The following is a 4,150-nucleotide window of genomic DNA, read 5'->3' on the forward strand; positions in this document are numbered from 1 at the left end:
GACCGGGTCCCGCAGCGGTCCGCGCTGCGGTGCCGTGCGCGGGGTTGCCGGGTCGGGCGGTGGTGCCGGCCTGCGCTGCGGGTGCGCGTCCCGGGCCGGCACCGGGCCGGGCGGGGGTGCCGGTGGGGTGGGACGGGGTGGCAGCACCGGACGGTGGAACTCCGTCGTCTCGTCGGCGCGCCCCGCGCCGGCCCGGGTGCTCACTTCCCCACCTCCGGCTTACGCACCAGCAGCCCGATGCTGAAGCCCCGGACCCGCCAGGTGCGGTCGACGGCGTACGACTTGAGCGCGGCCTCCTTGGCCGGCCCGATCCGCTGCACCGGATCGTCGAGGGCTCCCTTGCGGACGACCCACACCCGCTCCGGGCGACCCAGACACACCGGTACGTCCCGGTCGGCGCACTCCCGCGCCCCCAGGGTGCCCTGCCGGCGGGCCGGTACGGTCATCAGCACGTCCCGGGGTCGCCAGCTCTCGTCGACGTACCGGTTCACCGCGTCCCGGCTGGTGCGCTGGTCACCGGCGTCGAACGGGCCGTACACCAGGGTGTCGCCGGGGCGCGCGTGCGCCCGCAGCACGGCGGCGATGTCCTTGGTGCCCTGGCTGTGGCCGGTGACGCCCCGGATCTCGACCTGCACCGGGATGCCGAGCAGGCCGATCGCCAGCATCGCGGCGGTGCCCCGCAGCAGCGAGCTGCGCCGCAACGCCAGCGAGGCGACCAGCGCCCAGGCCGGCACCGTGAACAGCAGGTAGCGCGGCAGCCAGAGCGGGGTGAGCTGGGCGGCGAGCAGCAGGCCGACGGTGGGCAGCACCAGCCACGCGGTGGCCACCGCCGCCCGCTCCCGCATCGACATGCCGAGGAAGGCCAGGGCGAGCACCGCACCGGCGAGCAGCGGCCCGCCGAACAGCGCCTCCGGCGTGTCGACCAGCCGGTCCAGGGTGACCGGGGGAATCCAGTTGATCTGCGTACCGGTCTGCTGCCGGCCCAGCCAGAGGACGGGCAGCACGGGCAGCGTGCCGGCCACGGCCGCGCCGAGCCAGCCGAAGAAGCCCCGCCGGCGCTGCGCCCCCCGCCAGGCGACCAGCGCGTGCGCGACGAGCAGCAGCAGGCCCACCAGGTGCATCAGCCCCAGCAACGCCACCACGGCGGAATACCCCAGGTAACGGAGGAACCGGGGCCGCTCCAGCAGCCGGACCAGCAGCAGGGTGGCCAGCGCGGCGGCGCACACCGCGAACGCGTACGGCCGGGCCTCCTGCGCGTACCGGGAGGTGGTCGGCAGCACCGCGAACAGCAGGCCGGCGACCAGCCCGACCCGCAGCCCGCCGATCCGCAGGCCGATCGCGGCGACCAGGCCGGCCGCCGCCGCCATGGCCAGCAGCGACGGCACCCGCAACGCGACGTCGGAGCTGCCGGCCAGCACCACCCAGCCGCGCATCAGCAGGTAGTACGGGCCGATGGAGGCGTCGACGTTGCGCAGCACCGCCACGAAGTCGTCGAACCCGACGGTGACCATGCCCCAGGTGGCCAGCTCGTCCTCCCACAGGCCGGGCCGGTTCAGCCCGATCCCGCCGAGGACGGCGACGACCGCCATCGGCAGCAGCCGGGCCAGGTGGCGCAGCCAGGGCGCGTCCAGGGGTTCCGGCGGGGCCGGCTGGTCGGCCTCGGTGGGCCGCCACGGGGCGGCCGGCTCGGGTGGCGCGTCGCGGACCCGGACGATCAGGGCGGTCGGCGCGTCGCTGCGGGCACCGGTGCCCCCGGTGGGCGACATCCCGGTCACCGGGTGGCGGCGAGCAGGTCGTCCAGGACGAGGGTGCGCAGGTCGTCCCGGCTCGGCATCCGTCCCAGCGCGCGCAGCCGCCCGGACTGCGCCTTGCGCATCCCCTCCAGCAGCTTGCGGGCCTCCCGGGCGTTGCCGAAGTTCTGGTCCCGCTCGATCTGGCCGAACCACTCCAGCAGCCCGTCGGTCAGCCCCTCGGCGAGCAGGTACTCGTCGTTGCGGGCGATCCGGCCGACGATGTCGACCAACTGGACCGGGCTGTAGTTCTCGAACTCCAACGTCTTGGCGAACCGGGACGCCAGCCCGGAGTTGGCGTCCAGGAAGGCGGCCATCTCGGTGGTGTACCCGGCGACGATCACCGCCACCTGGTCCCGGTGGTCCTCCATCAGCTTGACCAGGGTGTCGATCGCCTCCTGGCCGAAGTCGCCGCCGGCACCCCCGGCCCGGGACAGGGTGTACGCCTCGTCGATGAACAGCACCCCGCCCAGCGCCTCGGTGAACACCGAGGAGGTCTTCTCGGCGGTGTGCCCGATGTACTGGCCGACCAGGTCCCGCCGGGACACCTCCCGGAACTGGCCGTTGGGCAGCACCCCGAGGGCCTTGAGCAACTGCCCGTAGACCCGCGCCACGGTCGTCTTGCCGGTGCCCGGCGCGCCCGTGAAGATCAGGTGGTGGCTGACCGCACCCACCGCCAGCCCGGCGTTGCGCCGCCACTCGTTGACCTGGATCTCATCGATCAGCGAACGCACCTCGGCCTTCACCCCGGCCAGACCGATCATCGAGTCGAGTTCGGCGAGGAGTTCCTCGACCTTCCGCTCGTCCTGGCCGACCGTCCCGCCGCCCGCGCTCACCCCGGCCATCGGCCGCCCGCCCGCCTCCGCCGCCCGGTGGACGGTGCTGGCCCCCTCCGCGATCCGGACGCCGGGGGCGGCGGTCTGCTCCGTACGGCAGCCCTCGACCGTGCCGCCGCAGCCCCGGCCGACGTCGATGCCGACGCCCCGGGTGTCGTGCACCCAGCAGTCCACGATGGTGGGGCTGCTCTGCAACGCGACCACGATGCCGGCGTCGCCGGTGCCGGAGATGTCGCAGCGTTCGATGGTGGGGCGGGCCGCCTGGTAGACGTACACGCCCCGGAAGCCGGCGGCGCCGACGGTGCAGTTGCGGATGGTCGGGTCGGCCCCGAGCCGCACGATGATCCCGTCGTCGGTGACGTCGCGGATCTCGCACTGCTCGACCGTGCCGCCCGCGTCCGAGACGACCAGCCCGTGCTGGCCGCCGGTGACGGTGACCTCGACGGCCTCGATCCGGGCCCCGTCGCGTACCGACACGGCTGCGGCGTACCCGGCGCTGGCCTGGCACTTCTCCATGCGCAGCCGGCCGCCGACCGCCTCCACCGCCGGATAGTCGCCGGCCTGCACGACCAGCCCCTGCAACAGCACCTCGCCGCCGGTGCAGGCCACCGTCGGGCGTCCGGCGGCCCGACCGTCCACGATGACCGAGCCCGGCTCGCCGGCGGCCACCAGCCGGACCCGCCGGCCGTCCAGCCGGAGCGATTCGGGGTAGACGCCGGGGGCGATCGAGACGACCGCGTCGTCCGGCGCGATCTCCAACGCGTCCGCGATGGTCGGACAGGCCCCGGCTCGGTCAGGGGAGACAGTCAGCATGCGCACATGGCCCCGCTCGGTCGTGGAAGGACGGACCGGTTCGTCGTCGACGTCCGGTCGAAGGGTACCGGTCGACCGGGGGTGGCCTCGCCCCCGCGTCAGATGGTGAAGGTGGCCTCCCGCACCGAGGCGGCCACCTTGCGCACCTCGTCCGCGCGGTCCGGCGGCGCGGTCATCCGCAGCACCAGTTGCCTGTCGATCGCGTCCTCCGGCACGCTGCGCCAGTAGGAGAGGTAGACCAGCCCGTAGCGCGGCGTACCGTCCGCCCGGGTGGTCTCCGCCCAGGTGGTGAACTCGCCGCTGCGGATCCACTGCAACCCCCATGCCTCCTCCTGCCGGCGCAGCGCGGTGCGGCGCTCGTCGGTGCAGAGCCGGGGGCACTGCCGGACGACCAGGTCGCCACCGATGATCGACCCGTCGGCGGCCGGGACGCCGCACCGGTAGTGCGCCGAACCGCTGGTACGGCCGGCCTCGGTGCAGCTCCAGCCGGTGGGCACCCGGAAGCTGAAGTCGACCCCGGCCAGGCCGGTGATCTCCCGGGTCGGTTCGGTCCCGGCGAAGGTGGGCGCCCCGGCGGGCCAGCCGCCGCCGACCGGCGGCTCCACCCCCGGCCGACGCGGCGGCGTGCTCGGCAACCCCAGGTCGGCGCTCGGGGTCGCGGAGGCCGTCGCGGCGACGGTGGCCGGCCCGTCGGCCGTCCGGCCGGCGACG

At 74.9% G+C, this 4,150-nt stretch carries 3 protein-coding genes and 1 pseudogene; all 4 read right to left on the bottom strand.

Annotated features, from left to right (window positions below):
* Nucleotides 1-204 (bottom strand): annotated as a pseudogene (locus H1A17_RS34970) (hypothetical protein); the annotation flags it as partial.
* Nucleotides 201-1,766 carry a glycosyltransferase family 39 protein gene (locus H1A17_RS33575; RefSeq protein WP_194823772.1) on the bottom strand — a complete coding sequence of 522 codons (1,566 nt, stop codon included), beginning with the start codon at nucleotides 1,764-1,766 and terminating at the stop codon, nucleotides 201-203. The pseudogene H1A17_RS34970 and the gene H1A17_RS33575, both read right to left, overlap by 4 nt.
* 5 nt (nucleotides 1,767-1,771) lie before the next feature.
* On the bottom strand, nucleotides 1,772-3,439 hold the full coding sequence (locus H1A17_RS33580) for a right-handed parallel beta-helix repeat-containing protein (RefSeq protein ID WP_194823773.1): 1,668 nt from the start codon (nucleotides 3,437-3,439) through the stop codon (nucleotides 1,772-1,774).
* 98 nt (nucleotides 3,440-3,537) lie between these two features.
* Nucleotides 3,538-4,150: hypothetical protein (locus H1A17_RS33585; RefSeq protein ID WP_194823774.1), on the bottom strand; the 613-nt coding region annotated here is incomplete at its 5' end.

It is taken from the genome of Micromonospora sp. S-DT3-3-22 (genome assembly GCF_015354745.1).
GTDB classification, from domain to species: Bacteria; Actinomycetota; Actinomycetes; order Mycobacteriales; family Micromonosporaceae; genus Micromonospora; species Micromonospora wenchangensis.